Genomic DNA, 14,725 nt, shown 5'->3' with positions numbered 1-14,725 from the left:
CCGTCCGGTCCTCGGCACGGGTGGCGGACGTGACGTCGGTGGGTGCGGAGGAACTGATCCGTTCGTCCCGCCGCGCGGGTGCCGTGGGCGGTCGTGGCGCGGCGGACCGGTCCGGCCCGGTCGCCGGGGCCGGGCCGGTGCGCGGCTCAGGGGCGGGGGCCGCGGCCCGTGCCGGGAGGCCGGTCCACGGCTCGTCGCCGGGCCCCGTCTTCCCGCCGCGGCGGGCCGCCCTGACCGCGCGCCAGCGCGTGAACGTGCCCAGCACGAACACCGTCAGCACGACCAGCACCATCAACTGGCCGATGAACAGGCCCCAGAACAGGCCGTACCCCGGCAACTGGCCGTCCGGTGTGCCGGGCCAGGCGCCGGGGATGTCGCGCGGCCGGGCGACCAGGGACCGCAGGGCGAGGAGCGTACGGGTGAAGGTGACGCCGGTCGGCCAGGCGCCGCGGGCGAACACGCCCGCGAGGCCGGTCGCCGTCCAGACCAGCGTGGTCATGCCGAGCAGGAAGCCGAGTGCCGCGACCAGCAGGCCGTCGGGAACGCCTCCCTGGCCCTCCCGGTGTCCCGCGTACCGCCGGTCCCGACGGTCGTCCGGTCTCACGTCCGTTCCGCTCCCTACGCCACCGTCGATTCGGAGTCGCCCAGGTGCTGCTCCACGAAGGCCGCCGCCCGCTCCTCCGCCTCCAGTTCGGCCGCGCGCAGGGCGTCGTCCGGGAGGTCGGCGGAGGACTCGGTCATCGCGCGGTCGGTGAAGACGAGGGGGCGTTCGCTCTCGGTGATCAGATGCTTGACGACCTGGACGTTGCCGTTGACGTCCCAGACCGCGATGCCGGGCGTCAGGCTGGGAATGATCTCCACCGCCCAGCGCGGCAGACCGAGCACCCGTCCCGTCGCTCTGGCCTCGTCTGCCTTCTGGGCGTAGATCGTCCTGGTCGAGGCCATCTTGAGGATCGCCGCCGCCTCCTTGGCGGCCGCGCCGTCCACGACGTCGGACAGGTGGTGGACCACCGCGACGAAGGACAGGCCGAGCCGGCGGCCGAACTTCAGCAGCCGCTGGAAGAGCTGGGCCACGAAGGGGCTGTTGATGATGTGCCACGCCTCCTCGACCAGGAAGATGCGCTTCTTCCGGTCGGGGCGGATCCAGGTGTGCTCCAGCCAGACGCCGACGATCGCCATCAGGATCGGCATCGCGATCGAGTTCCGGTCGATGTGGGACAGGTCGAACACGGTGAGCGGCGCGTCGAGGTCGACGCCCACGGTCGTCGGGCCGTCGAACATGCCCCGGAGGTCACCGTCGACCAGGCGGTCGAGGACCAGGGCGACGTCCAGGCCCCAGGCCCGTACGTCGTCTATGGCGACGTTCATCGCCTCGGCGGACTCCGGCTCGGGGTGCCGCAGCTGCTCCACGATGTCCATCAGGACGGGCTGGCGTTCGACGATGGTCTCGTTGACGTAGGCGTGCGCGACCTTCAGCGCGAAGCCCGAGCGCTCGTCCAGGCCGTGGCCCAGCGCGACCTCGATGATCGTGCGGAGCAGGGCCAGCTGGCCCGTCGTGGTGATCGCGGGGTCGAGCGGGTTGAGGCGGATGCCGTGGTCCAGGGCGGCCGTCGGGTCGAGCCGGATCGGCGTGATGCCCAGCTCCTGGGCGATGAGGTTCCACTCGCCGACGCCGTCCTCGCCCTGCGCGTCCAGGACGACGACCTGCCGGTCGCGGAAGCGCAGCTGGCGCAGGACGTAGGTCTTCTCCAGGGCCGACTTGCCGTTGCCGGACTCGCCGAGCACCAGCCAGTGCGGGGCGGGCAGCTGCTGGCCGTAGAGCTGGAAGGGGTCGTAGATGTAGCCCTTCCCGGAGTAGACCTCGCGGCCGATGATGACGCCCGAGTCGCCGAGGCCGGGTGCGGCGGTCGGGAGGTAGACCGCCTGGGCCTGGCCCGTCGACGTGCGCACCGGCGACCGGGTCGTCTCGACCTTCCCGAAGAGGAAGGCCGTGAAGGCTTCGGTGAGGACGGACAGCGGGTCCCGCATCAGGTCCTACCTCCGGATGCCGGTGGCGAAGGGAAGTGTGTTGACGAATGCCCGGTGGTGTTCGCGGTCGCACCACTCCAGCTTCAGGTACGACTTTCCGGCCGACGCCCGGATGGTCCGCTTGTCGCGGGCCAGAGCCTCGGGGCTGCGGGAGGAGACGGTGATGTAGCCGACCAGGTTGACGCCCGCCGCGCCGCTCGCGAGGTCCTCGCCGCGCTGGTCGAGACGGCTGTGGGCGGCGACGTCGCGGGGGTCGACGGTGCGGTTCATCTTCGCGGCGCGGCTGGCCTCCGCCTCGTCGTTGGTCTTCTCGGTGAGCATGCGCTCGATGGCGATCTCGGTGGGTTCGAGGTCCATCGTGACGGCGACCGTGCGGATCACGTCCGGGGTGTGGACCAGCAGCGGCGCCAGGAAGTTGACGCCGACGGGGGTCATCGGCCACTCCTTGACCCAGGCCGTGGCGTGGCACCAGGGCGCGCGGGTGGACGACTCGCGGGTCTTGGCCTGGAGGAACGTGGCCTCCACGGCGTCCAGTTCGGCCGGCCAGGCGTTGCGCTTGGTCATCGCCTGGATGTGGTCGATGGGGTGGTCCGGGTCGTACATGGAGTGGATCAGCGAGGCGAGCCGGCCCTGGCCGAGCGGCTGCCGTACGCGGATGTCGGCCTCCTGGAGACGCGAGCAGATGTCGGTCAGCTCGCGCGCCATCACGACCGCGAGGCCCGCGTCCCGGTCGGCCTTGCCGCCGTGCGGGCGGGCCGCGCGGGCCATCGCCTGTGCCTCGGCGGCCAGTTCGCGGTTGTAGTGCATACAGGCCACGAGGTAGGCGCGGTGCTGTTCGCTGCTCGTGGAGACCATGGACTGGAGCTGGTCGTAGGACTGCCGGAGCCAGCCGGGGGAGCGCTCGTCGCCGCGTACGGTGACGTCCTTGGCGTGGGCGTCGGGGTCGGCCGGCAGGGTGCGCGCGAGCATCTGGAGGCGCGTCACGAAGCCGTCGCCGTTGGCCACGTGCTTGAGCAGGGTGCCGAAGCGGTCGACGAGGGCTTCCTGGTCCTCGGAGTCGCGCAGGCCGACGCCGGGGCCCTCGATCTCGATGGCGGCGGTGACCGTACGGCGGTCGGCGTGCAGCAGGACGGCGATCTCGTCGGGGCCGAAGGGCGCGGCGAGCCAGGTGATGCGGCCGATGCCGGGCGGCGGGCCGACCTCGACCTCGCGGCCGTCGACGCGGGTGCCCGCCTCCATGGCACCGGAGCGGTAGGCGGTGCCCCGGCGCAGGGAGCGCTTGTAGCTGCGGTTGATCTCGAACCACTTGTAGAACGTCCGCTGCTTGTACGGCACGTAGACCGCGGCGAGGGCGATGAGCGGGAAGCCCATGAGGAGCACGATGCGCAGGGACAGGACGGGGACGAGGAGCCCGCACATCATTCCGAGGAACGCGCCGGCGATGATGAGCGCGATCTCGCCGGACTCGCGGTTGCGGCCGACGATCGCGTTCGGCCGGGCGCGGCCGATCAGATATGTGCGGCGGGGCGTGACCACGTGGGACACGTGGGACTCGGTCGTCAACGCCCGTCACCTCCAGAGGGATTGCTGTTGCGGGTGTTGCCTGCGTGAGGGGTGTTCATCGGGCTGCTCGACCGGGGTGCGGGTGCGGCGGAGGGGACGGATCCGCCGCCTCCGTTCGAGGAGCGCGAGCTGTGTGCGGCGACGCCGCCGGAGACGGGGTTGGCGGGGCGGGCGCCGCCCGACTGGCCGCCGTTGTTGTCGGCGCGGGAGCTGTGCGTCTTGATGCCCTGGGCGACGAGGCTGGCCGGGGAGCTGATGACGGCCGCCGCCTTGCCTTCCGCGCCGCGCATGATGCGGTTGTTGCGGGTGTTCGCGATCTCGTCGCCGAAGCCGGGGACGAAGCGGTAGATCATCGCCGAGGCGAAGATCGCGAGCAGGATGATGGCGAGGCCGGAGACGACGGCCGCGAGGGAGTCGGGGCCCTCCTCGGTGGCGAGGGCGCCGGCGAGGCCGAGGACGATGACGATGACCGGTTTGACCAGGATGACCGCGATCATGATGCCGGCCCAGCGGCGGACGTGGCCCCACAGGTCCTTGTCGACCAGGCCCGCGTAGACGACGACGCCGAGCAGGGCGCCGACGTAGAGCAGGACGGCGCGGATGTAGAGCTCCAGGTAGAGCACGCCCGCGGCGAGGATGGAGATCAGCGACACCAGGATCAGCATGATCGGTCCGCCGCCGATGTCGTCGCCCTTGGCGAGCGCCTCGGAGAACGTGCCGAAGAAGGTGTCCGTCTGGTTGCCGGTCGCCTTCGCGAGGACGTCGCTGACCGCGTCGGTCGCCGAGACGACGGTGTAGAGGATGAGCGGGGTGAACGCCGAGGCCAGCACGGTGAGCCAGAGGAAGCCGATGGCCTCCGACAGGGCGGTGGCGAACGGGACGCCGCGCACGGCCCTCTTGGCGACGGCGAGCAGCCACAGCAGGAGGGTGAGGATCGCGGACGCGGCGAAGACGACGGCGTAGTGCTTGAGGAAGGTGATGTTCGTGAAGTCGACGCTCGCGGTCTCCTTCACGGCCTGGCTGAGCTTGTCGACGGTCCACGCGGCGGCTTCGGCACAGCCCTTGGCGAGCGCGGAGAGGGGGTCGAGGGCGGAGGTGGGGTCGGTGAGGGGGGTGGTGCGGGAGTTGCCGTTGTCCTTCTCGCAGTACTGCTTGGCAGGGCCGATCAGCAGGTCGCAGGGTTGGTTGCTCTTGCTCGGCGAGGGTGACGGTGTGGGAGCGGCATTGGCCTGAGTGGCCATCAGGACGATACCGGCCTGCATAGCGGCGATCATTGCCGTTGGGCCGAGCACACGACGCGGGTTACCGGGCATAAGTGAACCCTCCGTACTCCTCGATGGCCTTGCTGATGTCGTCAGAGCTGGCCGCTCTGTCGTCACCTGGCACCGGCGCCGGGCCGTTCTTCTGGGTGTCCGCGCCGATCTTCCAGTCGCCGTTCGCCCACTGCAGGTCGAACGTCCAGGTTTTCCACGTGGAGCTGACAGGGTCGGTCGAGCGCTGACTGGACATACCGATCAGACCCATGTACCAGACGGAGACTTTGGCGCTACCGGCGCCGTACTGCTCGACCTTGGTTCCCACCGGTACAGTGCGCGACACAAAGGTGCTGCCTTCGGGAGGGTTGCCGTTCTCGTCAAGGCCAAGCTTGCTGAGGAAGTCCGCTGAGTAGGCCTTGTCCATGGCATTGCCGAGTCTGGTCGCGGCGGCGGGTGTGTAGATGGTGTCCACGATGCCGCGTCGGCTTTCCTTGTTGAACATCCCTGTCGAGCCCAGCGTCACTGCGTAATTTGCCGCCGCGCTCTGCGCCCCCTGCTGGTCCTGGGCGAAGCCGCCCGGGATGCCTGCTGCCTTGCCCTTCACCGGGCGGGTGCCCGTCGCCGCCGTGGGGGCGGAATTCGGCTTGTTCTGGTCCCCCGAGGAGCCGCCGGAGTCGCCGCCTCCGCGGTTCGCGAAGGCGATCGCGGCGATGAGGAGCACCACCACGCCGACGACCGTCACCAGGCTCCGGGACGACGAGCGTCCGCCTCTGCGCGCGCCCCCGTACACGTCGCCGCCGCTCTCCGGCAGCCGGGTACGGGTCTGACCCGTGCCTCCGTAGCCGCCGGAGGGCTCCCGTTCGTCTCCGAGACTCATGCCGCGTACGCCCCCTCGGCGTCGGACGAAAACACGTAGGAGTACGACGGTAGCCGTGCTGGTTCCCGCGCGGGCGCGGTGTGGTGACTCGACATCAGGGAAACGCAACCTCAGCCGGTGGGCACGACGGACGGGTGGGGACTGGGGGCCGGGCGTGCCCGGAGCGGACGGAGCGAGGTGAGGCGCTAGACGGCCATGCCGTACACGATGGTGAAGAGCGTGCCCAGGGAGCCGATGATGAAGACGCCGGTCAGGCCGGCGACGATCAGTCCCTTGCCCTGCTCGGCGCTGAAGGTGTCCCGCAGGGCCGTGGCGCCGATGCGCTGCTTGGCCGCGCCCCAGATGGCGATGCCGAGGCAGAGCAGGATGGCGACTGCCATGACGACCTGGATCATCGTCTTCGCTTCGTTCCCCAGCGCCCCGAAGGGACCCCAGTCAGGGGCGATCCCGCCGATGATGGTGTTGATGTCGCCCTTGTCGGCCGCGAAGAGCATGTAAGTCACCGCCCCTGTCGGGTAGTTCCGCAGTCCCCCTGCGCGGTGCAGAGGTCAGGTCTCATTCTCGCCGACAATGTCGCTTCCGTATGTCGACTTGGCGTCATTGGTGGGCGGGATTCGTACGAATGCCTCGTACGGTCACTCTGTGTATCACAGCAGGTCACGCCGGGCAACGAAGTCGGAGCGGAACCCGAGGTGTGGTTCCGTCGTTAGATCTCTTCACGCCGTGGGCCGTTTCTGACGGCCGGTCGGGTGAGTCGTCGTGCCGGTGTTCTGCGGGTGAAGGCTATCCCGGTGAGGTGAACGCGCGCGTGACAGGGTGTCAGGCCGGTTGGCCGGCGTCGGTGTCCGCCGGGGTGTCCGGGTGTCCGGGCAGACCCGCGCGGACCGCCTGTGCCGTGCGGGCGGGGTCGTAGGGGGTGGGGACGCCCTCGACGAGGATGATGTCGCCCTCGATGTGGCGCGAGCGCAGCGGGGCGATCTCGCGGTAGGCGGGGGAGTGCCACCAGGCCCGTGCCTCGGCGAGTCCGGGGAAGGCGATCAGGACGACGCCGCCGGGCCAGCTGCCCTCCAGCGTCTCGTGCGGGGTGCCGTGCACGAGGAAGCGGCCGCCGTACGGCTCGAAGGTGGCCGTGATGCGCTCGATGTACTCGGCGATCTCCGGATGCGGAGCGGCGTCGCGCAGGTGCGCCATCGCGTAGGCGGGCATGGTGTCCTCCCGGTCGTCGTCCGGTCCCGTCCGTCCACGAGCCTGGCACGGGGCGCCGGCGGGGGCGATGACCCGTGAGGTCATGCCGTCCGCGCGCGGGCCGCCGGTTGGCGCGGCTCCGGCGCGGGAAGCTCCTAGACTGGCGCGGGTGGACTCCCGGCTGGCGAGGGGCGGTTGACGGTGCGTAAGGCATGGATCGTGGCGGGTTCCGCCGTCGCGGCGGCGCTGAGCTTCGTGCTGCTGCTCGTCGTCGGGGTGTACCTCGTCGCCGGGAACGTCGTCGGAGGGCTGAGCGGCGGGGCCAGGACGCTGGCCAAGGGGGCCGTCCCTGCCGCCTACCAGGCCCTCGTGCAGAAGTGGGGCAACCTCTGCCCGGCCATCAACCCGGCGCTGCTCGCCGCGCAGCTGTACCAGGAGAGCGGGTTCAACCCGAAGGCGCGCAGCCCCGCGGCGGCCCAGGGCATCGCCCAGTTCATCCCCGGGACCTGGGCCACGAACGGCATCGACGGCGACGGTGACGGCGACCGGGACGTCTGGGACCCCCAGGACGCGATCCCGTCGGCCGCCTCGTACGACTGCAAGCTCGCCTCGTACGTCAAGGACGTACCCGGCGATCCGACGAGGAACATGCTCGCCTCCTACAACGCGGGGGCGTACGCGGTCATCAAGCACGGGGGTGTGCCGCCCTACAAGGAGACCCAGAACTATGTGAAGACGATCACGACCCTCCAGGAGAGCTTCGCCGCGCCCGTGAGCCGGGTGGACCCCAGCAAGCAGGCCGCGGGGGCCATCTACTACGCGCAGAAGAAGCTGGGCACGCCGTATCTGTGGGGCGGTGACGGCAGCGCGGCCACCAAGGGGCGCTTCGACTGCTCCGGGCTCACCAAGGCGGCGTACGAGAGTGTCGGGATCACGCTGCCGCGCGTCGCCAACGACCAGTGGAACGCGGGGCCGCATCCGGCCAGGAACGAACTGCTGCCCGGCGATCTGGTGTTCTTCTCGAAGGATCCCACCAACTCCCGGGTCATCCACCATGTCGGGATCTATGTGGGCGGCGGGTACATGATCGACGCACCGAGAACGGGCGCTGTGATCCGGTTCGACCCGATCGACACGAAGGACTACTTCGGGGCCACCCGGGTGACCGAGGATGGCGCGAAAGCGCTGCCCACAGGGGTGTAGGCGCTGCGTGGACCCACCCGCTGAGCTGCGGTGACGTGTTTCTCTTCGATAACGTCTGCGTGATCATTCAGTGGAGTGTGGAACGTATCAACAGGGGCCGTGCGTTCCTGGTGACGTAGCCGGATCCACAACCACGGGGGTGGGCGGAGCGGCGTACGCACGATGCGCCGGGAGACGACGAAGGGGCCGCGGCATCATGGCTGGACTCGCAGAATCCGGGTCGAACCCCGACGTCGATCTGCTCTACGACATCAACGGCCTCGCCAAGGACGCCCCGCCGTGGTTCGACCGGGTCATGGAGTACGTCGGTGAGTACGGCGTGCTGGTCGGCCTCGCCCTGCTCGTGCTGTGGTGCTGGTGGGGCGTGCGCCGGCGGGGCGGCGAGGACGCCCCCGCGTCCGTGGCCGCCCTCGTGTGGGCACCGCTCGCGGCCGCCGTCGCGGTCCTGGTGAACGTGCCGATACGGGGATTCGTGGAGCGCCCCCGGCCGTTCAACGACCATCAGGGGCTGGAGGTCCTCGTCGGCGGCAAGACGGACTACTCCTTCGTCAGCGACCACGCCACCATCGCCATGGCGCTCGGCGTCGGACTCTTCGTCGCCAACCGGAAGTTCGGGCTCGTCGGCATCGTGCTGGCGCTGTTCGCCGGATTCAGCCGGGTCTACATGGGCGTCCACTACCCGACCGACGTCGTGGGCGGGTTCGCGCTGGGTACCGCCGTCGCGCTGCTGCTCTCCCCGTTGGCCATGGCGCTGCTCACGCCCCTCATGACCGCCGTCGGCCGCTCGCGGCGGGGCGCGTGGCTGATCCGGGCGCGGGGCAGGTCCGGCGCCGGCGCCCTGATCCCGGGCGCGCGCAGGGAGAGCGCGGGCGCCGAGGAACGGGACCTGGCGGCCTGAGGAACGGGACCTGGCTGCCGGGCGCCGCGGCCGGGCGCCGCGAGCCGGTGCACCTTTCCGGTCGCAGCGCCGCCCGCGCGCGCGGGCCGTACCGCACGGGGCTCCCGTCGGTCCGTCAGAGGGCCTGCGGGTGGCTGAAGAAGCCCTCCGGGTCGTACCGCTTCCTCAGCTTCGCCAGCCGTGGCGCCGCGTCCCCGTAGTACGCCGTGCGCCAGTCCTTCAGGTCCGGGTCGGTGTAGTTCTGGTAGGCGGCGCCCGAGGCGTACGGGCGCATCGCGCCGTGGGCCGAAGCCAGCCAGGACCGGGCCGTGGCGCCCGAGGTGCCGGGCCGCCAGGAGGCGACGTACTGGGCCAGCATGCGCGAGCGGCGGTGCACGAAGGCCGTCGCCGTCGGGGAGACGCGGTTGACCGCCCCGCCCAGGGCCGTCAGGGCGACGCTGCCGGAGCCGCCGCCCACCGACTCCATCCGCCGCGTGAGCGCCCGGATGCCGGCCGCGGACATCGAACGGTCGAAGAAGTCCGACTTGGCCGCGTACGTCTCGCGGCCCAGCGCGCCCTGGGGGGTGCGGCCCGGGGTGGTCCCGGGGAGGTGGCACTGGGCGTCGGTGGCGAAGGACGAGCAGCCCGCGTAGACCTCCAACGACTCCTCGTAGGAACGGCGTTCGAGGGAGACGGCGCGCGCGGGGCCCGGTCCGCCGGGGCCGCCGGCGAGCCGGTCCACCGCGTTCTGCAGCTCGCGGTACGTGCCCAGGGAGAACGCGGTCACGGAGATCGTGGGGGTGCCGCCCGCCCGGTTGGCCAGGTGCAGGGACGACCAGATCTCGTCGGGCTGGGACGGGCCCCACTCCTGCCACGCCCTGATGAGCGCCGCCGCCTTCGACCACGGCCAGCTCAGGTACGCCGTCACGGCCTGGGGCGCGGGGTGGGTGTGGAACTGGAGTTCCGTGACCACGCCGAAGTTGCCGTTCCCGGCGCCCCGCAGGGCCCAGAAGAGGTCTTCGTGGGTGGTGGCGTCGGCGGTGAGCTGCTTGCCGTCCGCGGTGATGAGGGTGGCGCGGGTGAGACTGTCGCAGGTCAGGCCGTACGCACGGGAGGTGACGCCGTGTCCGCCGCCGAGCGTGAGGCCCGAGACGCCGACGGTCGGGCAGGAGCCGGCGGGTATGGTGACGCCCTTTGCCGCGAGGGCCCGGTAGACGTCGATGAGCTTGGCACCGGCGCCGGTCACCGCGGTGCCGCCGGAGACGCGGACGCGGGCGAGGCGGGAGACGTCGACGATCAGCCGGTTGTCGCCGGAGGACCAGCCGGCGTAGGAGTGGCCGCCGTTGCGTATCGCGACCTTGAGGCGGCGGGCGCGGGCGTAGGCGAGGGTGGTGCGGATGTCGTCGGCGTGGGCGGCGTAGGCGACCGCGGCGGGCTTCAGCGAGTCGAAGCGGGTGTTGTAGAGCTGGTGCGCGGTCTTCCAGGCGGCGTCGCCCGGTCGGACGAGGGTGCCGTCTAGGTCGCGGGCGAGGGCGGGCCAGTCGGCGGCGGCCGTGGTGGACGTGGTCGTCGTGGTGCGGGTCGCCGTGGCGCCGGTGGCCGTGGCGCCTGCCGCGCCCGTGTTCCCGCCCCGGGCGGCGCGGGTGCCGTCGCCGGTGCCGCTGTCGCAGGCGGTTGCCGTCAGGGCGGTGAGGGCTGCCGTGCCGCCGATGAACGTGCGCCGTTCCATGTCGCCTCCTCGGGGTTACGTGGAACGAGACGGGGTGGTGGGCACGGGGGTTCCCCGGGCGGGGTGCGGGCCCGTGGGGGCGAGGTGGGGAGGCCGCCCCCGCCGCCCCTGCCCGGTCCGTCCCGGGGGCCGCCGCACCAGGGCGCCCGCGCCGACCCCGGGAGGGCCGCGTCCCCAAGCGCCGGACTGGCCGAAAACCGGTGTGGGCGTGCCGCCTGAGGGGGTTTTCAGCCACCCCCGCTCACGCGTTCGCGTGGGACTCCGCGTCCGATCTGGCCAGGCTTCTGGCCCTTCTGGCCGGGCCCCGCCAGCCGCAGGTGCAGTGGGCTGTGCAGAAGGGGCCCCGCTCCACCGTCGTCGTGCGGTGGGGGGCCGGGGCGTCCTGGGGTTCGGGGGGCGCCGGTCCGTTCTGCTGTGCCACGGCTGCAACGTTACCCAGGGCAAGTATGTCCGACGCCTCCGGTGTGGTGACCAGGGGCCGCCGACGGTCGTTAACCGGGACGACAGGGTGCCCATGACGGACGTACCGGCTGGGGGTAGGCAGGCGATGACGGAGCGGCAGCGGCACGGTCTTCCGCGCGGGGCACGGGTTGCGGCCGGGGTGCTCTGCGTCTGTCTGGCGGGCAGCGGATGCGCCGAGCGCGGTGCCGCGGCCCAGGACGGGCGCGGTGGCGAGGCCGTGGACAGGGTCCGGCACGCCGCCGACCGGCTGGTCGAGGAGCGCAGCGCCAGGGCGCGGACCGCCATGGAGATGGCCACCGGCGGGACACGGGTCACCATCCGGGGCGAGGGCGTCTACGACTTCCGGGAGCGGCGGGGGCGGCTGAAGGTGCTGCTGCCCCAGGACCCCGCGGGCAGCACCGCGCAGCGGCCGATCCTGGAACTGCTCTCGCCGGGCGCTCTGTACATGAAGAACCGCGGTGCCGGTGTGCCCGCCGACAAGTGGGTGCGGGTGGAGACCGGTTCGCTCACGGACGGGAACCTCGTCACCGGCGGCGCGACCGATCCGTTCGCCGCGGCCGAGGTGCTGCGCGGGGCGCGCACCGTGCGGTACGTCGGCGAGGGCGAGGTCGGCGGCACGCCCGTACGGCACTACCGGGGCACCGCCGACCTGGGCGTGGCCGCGCGGGAGGCGTCCGCCGGGAACGCCGCGGCGCTCGCGGCGGCGGCGAAGGGGTTCGCCACGGCCGACGTCCCCTTCGACGTCTACCTCGACGACGCGGGCCGGATCCGCAAGGTCAGGCACCGGTTCAGCTTCGTCAACGGACGGCAGAGCACTGCCGTGGCCGTCACCTCCACGACCCTGATGTACGACTTCGGGACCCCGGCCCGGGTGCGGCTGCCGGCGGGCGACGACATCTACGCCGGCAGGATCGCCGAGCGGTGAGGACCGGTGCGCGCGTGTCCGGCGGACCTCAAGGACTAGCCCGTCCGTGCCATGCGCGGTGTGTAGGGCGCTCCCTACTCTAGGAAGCCGGTATCGGCAGAGAAGAGGTGACGCACGTGGCTCCGGTCGGCGGTACGGCAGTTCAGGACCACGTGGCCCTCGCCGAGATCGAGCTGTGCGGCGAGCTGATCATCGCGGCCTCGGCCGCCCGGGAGGACCGGCTCAGCCTGGAGAGCATCGACGAGGTGCTGCGCGTCGCCGAGGAGCGCCAGGCCCCGGCCGGGTGAGCCGGGGCCCCGCGCGCGGACCGGCTCAGGTCCTGAGCAGCCGGCCGATCGCCTTCGTCGCCTCCTCCACCTTGGCGTCGATCTCCGAGCCGCCCTTGAGGGCCGCGTCGGCGACGCAGTGGCGCAGGTGCTCCTCCAGCAGTTGCAGGGCGAAGGACTGCAGGGCCTTGGTGGAGGCGGAGACCTGCGTGAGTATGTCGATGCAGTAGACGTCCTCGTCGACCATCCGCTGCAGGCCCCGGATCTGGCCCTCGATCCTGCGCAGCCGCTTGAGGTGCTCGTCCTTCTGCTGGTGGTAGCCGTGGATGCCGCGGTCGTGGTCCGTCACGATCTGCGCGGCGGCCGGCTCCGCGGTCCCGCCGGGGGCGGAGGGCGCACCGGCGCCGGCCTCTGTGGTCGTCATCGCGTCCTCCCGACGGCTGCCGCTTCTATACCCCTACCGGGTATATCGTACCGAACTTTGCGGGGTAGGAGGCCGGGTGGCCGACACCGTCGACGGCCGCCCGCCGTCCCCCGTGCCGACCACTCTGCCCGATGGGCGACACTGGAGGACGGCCCATTAGCCGTGGCCGGATGATGCGCCTAGCATCAGCCTGACCGAAACCGATGCATCCTGAGGACCCCACGTGCGATTTCGTCTGACCCCCCGGGAGACGAGCTTCTACGACATGTTCGCCGCGTCCGCGGACAACATCGTCACGGGCTCGAAGCTCCTGATGGAACTGCTCGGGGCGGACACCGCCGGCCGGGCCGAGATCGCAGAGCGTATGCGGGCCGCGGAACACGCCGGTGACGATGCCACGCACGCGATCTTCCACCAGCTGAACTCCTCGTTCATCACGCCGTTCGACCGCGAGGACATCTACTCCCTCGCGTCGTCCCTCGACGACATCATGGACTTCATGGAGGAGGCCGTCGACCTGGTCGTCCTCTACAACGTCGAGGACCTGCCCAAGGGTGTCGAGCAGCAGATCGAGGTCCTGGCGCGGGCGGCCGAACTGACGGCCGAGGCCATGCCGAACCTGCGCACCATGGACAACCTCACGGAGTACTGGATCGAGGTCAACCGCCTGGAGAACCAGGCCGACCAGATACACCGCAAGCTGCTGGCCCACCTGTTCAACGGCAAGTACGACGCCATCGAGGTGCTCAAGCTCAAGCAGATCGTGGATGTGCTGGAGGAAGCGGCGGACGCCTTCGAGCACGTGGCGAACACGGTGGAGACCATCGCCGTCAAGGAGTCCTGAGACCGTCCATGGACACCTTCGCCCTGGTCGTGACCATCGCGGTCGCGCTCTTCTTCACGTACACCAACGGCTTCCACGACTCCGCGAACGCGATCGCTACGTCCGTCTCCACGCGCGCGCTCACCCCGCGGGCGGCGCTTGCGATGGCGGCCGTGATGAATCTCGCCGGCGCCTTCCTCGGCTCCGGCGTGGCCAAGACCGTCAGTGAGGGCCTGATCCAGACACCCGAGGGCTCCAAGGGGATGGGCATCCTCTTCGCGGCGCTCGTGGGCGCGATCACCTGGAACCTGATCACCTGGTACTTCGGCCTGCCCTCCTCGTCCTCGCACGCCCTGTTCGGCGGCATGGTCGGGGCGGCCCTGGCCGGCGGGACGACGGTGTACTGGGACGGGGTGCTCGACAAGATCGTCATCCCGATGTTCGTGTCGCCGCTGGTCGGCCTGGTCGTCGGCTATCTCGTGATGACGGCGATCATGTGGATGTTCCGGCGGGCCAACCCGCACAAGGCCAAGCGCGGCTTCCGTATCGCGCAGACGGTCTCCGCCGCCGCGATGGCGCTCGGGCACGGCCTCCAGGACGCGCAGAAGACCATGGGCATCGTGGTGATGGCGCTGGTCATCGCCGATGTCGAGGACGCCGGCGACCCCATCCCGGTGTGGGTGAAGATCATCTGTGCCGTGATGCTCTCGCTGGGCACCTACGCCGGCGGCTGGCGCATCATGCGCACCCTGGGCCGCAAGATCATCGAGCTGGACCCGCCGCAGGGCTTCGCCGCGGAGACGACCGGTGCCGCGATCATGTTCACCACGGCGTTCCTGTTCAAGGCGCCGATCTCGACGACCCATGTGATCACGTCCGCGATCATGGGCGTGGGCGCCACCAAGCGCGTGAACGCCGTGCGCTGGGGCGTGGCCAAGAACATCGTCCTCGGCTGGGTCATCACCATGCCGGCCGCCGCACTCGTCGCGGCCGGCGCCTTCGGACTCATCAACCTCGCCATCCTGTGAGGTCCCCCGCGCCGCGGCCGTGAACCGCGCCGCGGCGCACGGGACGACAGCAGGAAGAGCAGCAGGCACCCAGCAGCGG

15 protein-coding genes and 1 pseudogene are annotated in these 14,725 nt (G+C 71.0%); 6 read left to right on the top strand and 10 right to left on the bottom strand.

Annotated elements, in window-relative coordinates:
* The 7 genes and pseudogenes from SZN_RS42490 to SZN_RS12645 form a co-directional block, all read right to left on the bottom strand.
* A pseudogene (locus SZN_RS42490) lies at nucleotides 1-604 on the bottom strand (type VI secretion protein); the annotation flags it as partial.
* 14 nt (nucleotides 605-618) lie between these two features.
* Complete coding sequence (locus SZN_RS12670; protein WP_007494900.1) at nucleotides 619-2,028, bottom strand: ATP-binding protein; 1,410 nt, start codon at nucleotides 2,026-2,028, stop codon at nucleotides 619-621.
* A 6-nt stretch (nucleotides 2,029-2,034) separates the two neighbouring features.
* Complete coding sequence (locus SZN_RS12665) at nucleotides 2,035-3,591, bottom strand: SCO6880 family protein (RefSeq protein WP_007494898.1); 1,557 nt, start codon at nucleotides 3,589-3,591, stop codon at nucleotides 2,035-2,037.
* Entirely contained in the window at nucleotides 3,588-4,904 is a 1,317-nt protein-coding gene (locus SZN_RS12660) for an energy-coupling factor transporter transmembrane component T family protein (RefSeq protein ID WP_043730268.1), read from the bottom strand. The genes SZN_RS12665 and SZN_RS12660 overlap by 4 nt, the downstream gene beginning before the upstream one ends.
* Nucleotides 4,894-5,724, bottom strand: coding sequence for a DUF8175 domain-containg protein (locus SZN_RS12655; protein WP_007494894.1), 831 nt, complete (start codon nucleotides 5,722-5,724; stop codon nucleotides 4,894-4,896). The genes SZN_RS12660 and SZN_RS12655 overlap by 11 nt, the downstream gene beginning before the upstream one ends.
* Nucleotides 5,725-5,909: 185 nt before the next feature.
* The gene (locus SZN_RS12650) at nucleotides 5,910-6,218 is read right to left on the bottom strand and encodes a hypothetical protein (RefSeq protein WP_007494892.1); all 309 of its coding nucleotides are present in this window, start codon (nucleotides 6,216-6,218) and stop codon (nucleotides 5,910-5,912) included.
* 325 nt (nucleotides 6,219-6,543) lie between these two features.
* On the bottom strand, nucleotides 6,544-6,930 hold the full coding sequence (locus tag SZN_RS12645) for a DUF1330 domain-containing protein (protein ID WP_043730275.1): 387 nt from the start codon (nucleotides 6,928-6,930) through the stop codon (nucleotides 6,544-6,546).
* A 174-nt stretch (nucleotides 6,931-7,104) separates the two neighbouring features.
* On the opposite strand from SZN_RS12645, the gene SZN_RS12640 reads away from it, so the two are divergent.
* Together SZN_RS12640 and SZN_RS12635 are read left to right on the top strand one after the other, a co-directional pair.
* On the top strand, nucleotides 7,105-8,112 hold the full coding sequence (locus SZN_RS12640) for a C40 family peptidase (RefSeq protein WP_043730266.1): 1,008 nt from the start codon (nucleotides 7,105-7,107) through the stop codon (nucleotides 8,110-8,112).
* Nucleotides 8,113-8,308: 196 nt separating this feature from the next.
* A complete protein-coding gene (locus SZN_RS12635; protein ID WP_007494884.1) occupies nucleotides 8,309-9,010 on the top strand; it encodes a phosphatase PAP2 family protein in 702 nt (233 codons plus the stop codon).
* A gap of 115 nt (nucleotides 9,011-9,125) precedes the next feature.
* Here the strand turns inward: SZN_RS12635 and SZN_RS12630 are convergent, their stop codons facing one another.
* Both SZN_RS12630 and SZN_RS42485 read right to left on the bottom strand, forming a co-directional pair.
* Nucleotides 9,126-10,718 (bottom strand): FAD-binding oxidoreductase, encoded by a 1,593-nt coding sequence (locus SZN_RS12630; RefSeq protein ID WP_007494882.1) that lies wholly within the window; start codon nucleotides 10,716-10,718, stop codon nucleotides 9,126-9,128.
* Between the two features lie 241 nt (nucleotides 10,719-10,959).
* Complete coding sequence (locus SZN_RS42485) at nucleotides 10,960-11,139, bottom strand: hypothetical protein (protein WP_078508552.1); 180 nt, start codon at nucleotides 11,137-11,139, stop codon at nucleotides 10,960-10,962.
* A gap of 126 nt (nucleotides 11,140-11,265) precedes the next feature.
* Between SZN_RS42485 and SZN_RS12625 the strand changes: the two genes are divergently transcribed.
* Entirely contained in the window at nucleotides 11,266-12,105 is an 840-nt protein-coding gene (locus tag SZN_RS12625; protein WP_043730261.1) for an SCO4651 family lipoprotein, read from the top strand.
* Nucleotides 12,106-12,212: 107 nt separating this feature from the next.
* Entirely contained in the window at nucleotides 12,213-12,392 is a 180-nt protein-coding gene (locus SZN_RS12620; protein ID WP_007494880.1) for a hypothetical protein, read from the top strand.
* 25 nt (nucleotides 12,393-12,417) lie between these two features.
* Here SZN_RS12620 and SZN_RS12615 read toward each other — a convergent pair whose 3' ends face one another.
* Nucleotides 12,418-12,795 (bottom strand): metal-sensitive transcriptional regulator, encoded by a 378-nt coding sequence (locus SZN_RS12615; RefSeq protein ID WP_007494879.1) that lies wholly within the window; start codon nucleotides 12,793-12,795, stop codon nucleotides 12,418-12,420.
* A gap of 223 nt (nucleotides 12,796-13,018) precedes the next feature.
* On the opposite strand from SZN_RS12615, the gene SZN_RS12610 reads away from it, so the two are divergent.
* Together SZN_RS12610 and SZN_RS12605 are read left to right on the top strand one after the other, a co-directional pair.
* Nucleotides 13,019-13,639: a DUF47 domain-containing protein gene (locus SZN_RS12610; protein ID WP_007494878.1), complete on the top strand. Its 621-nt coding sequence runs from the start codon at nucleotides 13,019-13,021 to the stop codon at nucleotides 13,637-13,639.
* An 8-nt stretch (nucleotides 13,640-13,647) separates the two neighbouring features.
* Nucleotides 13,648-14,646, top strand: a complete 999-nt coding sequence (locus tag SZN_RS12605; protein ID WP_007494877.1) for an inorganic phosphate transporter — start codon at nucleotides 13,648-13,650, stop codon at nucleotides 14,644-14,646.
* Nucleotides 14,647-14,725: the final 79 nt, after the last annotated feature.

It is taken from the genome of Streptomyces zinciresistens K42, assembly GCF_000225525.1.
Taxonomy (GTDB): Bacteria; Actinomycetota; Actinomycetes; order Streptomycetales; family Streptomycetaceae; genus Streptomyces; species Streptomyces zinciresistens.
This window is presented reverse-complemented; position numbering and strand designations above follow the sequence as displayed.

Bases quoted from the DNA above. Each gene is read 5' to 3' on its own strand.
- SZN_RS12670 (WP_007494900.1), bottom strand. From the start codon at position 2,028: ATGCGGGACCCGCTGTCCGTCCTCACCGAAGCCTTCACGGCCTTCCTC.
- SZN_RS12660 (WP_043730268.1), bottom strand. From the start codon at position 4,904: ATGCCCGGTAACCCGCGTCGTGTGCTCGGCCCAACGGCAATGATCGCC.
- SZN_RS12655 (WP_007494894.1), bottom strand. From the start codon at position 5,724: ATGAGTCTCGGAGACGAACGGGAGCCCTCCGGCGGCTACGGAGGCACG.
- SZN_RS12650 (WP_007494892.1), bottom strand. From the start codon at position 6,218: ATGCTCTTCGCGGCCGACAAGGGCGACATCAACACCATCATCGGCGGG.
- SZN_RS12645 (WP_043730275.1), bottom strand. From the start codon at position 6,930: ATGCCCGCCTACGCGATGGCGCACCTGCGCGACGCCGCTCCGCATCCG.
- SZN_RS12635 (WP_007494884.1), top strand. From the start codon at position 8,309: ATGGCTGGACTCGCAGAATCCGGGTCGAACCCCGACGTCGATCTGCTC.
- SZN_RS12630 (WP_007494882.1), bottom strand. From the start codon at position 10,718: ATGGAACGGCGCACGTTCATCGGCGGCACGGCAGCCCTCACCGCCCTG.
- SZN_RS12625 (WP_043730261.1), top strand. From the start codon at position 11,266: ATGACGGAGCGGCAGCGGCACGGTCTTCCGCGCGGGGCACGGGTTGCG.
- SZN_RS12615 (WP_007494879.1), bottom strand. From the start codon at position 12,795: ATGACGACCACAGAGGCCGGCGCCGGTGCGCCCTCCGCCCCCGGCGGG.
- SZN_RS12605 (WP_007494877.1), top strand. From the start codon at position 13,648: ATGGACACCTTCGCCCTGGTCGTGACCATCGCGGTCGCGCTCTTCTTC.